At 65.2% G+C, this 293-nt stretch carries 1 pseudogene; it reads right to left on the reverse strand.

The features are described from left to right. A pseudogene (locus AACS18_RS23475) lies at positions 1-293 on the reverse strand (C4-dicarboxylate ABC transporter); the annotation flags it as partial.

Raw genomic sequence — 293 nt, forward strand, 5'->3', positions numbered from 1 at the left:
GCAGGGCGGTGAGCAGCAGCATCAGCAGCAGGTTACCCATGGAGAGGAACTCCACCAGATCCGCCAGCACCAGACCAACCCCGGTCTGGGAGACTGCACCCACGATAATCCCCGCGGTGGCGGTGGCAATGCCGATACCGATCATATTGCGGGCACCGGCGACCAGCCCTTCCCGCAGATCCACCACGCCGTCAGCGACGGTGCCGTAGTCGTGCTTGCCGTCCTGGCGCAGCCAGTTGAGCAGCGGGCGCTGGGTCAGCAGGATGATCACCAGCATCACGGTCCCCCAGAAG

It is taken from the genome of Aeromonas sp. HMWF015 (assembly GCF_963878965.1).
In the GTDB taxonomy this organism is placed as follows: Bacteria; Pseudomonadota; Gammaproteobacteria; order Enterobacterales; family Aeromonadaceae; genus Aeromonas; species Aeromonas veronii.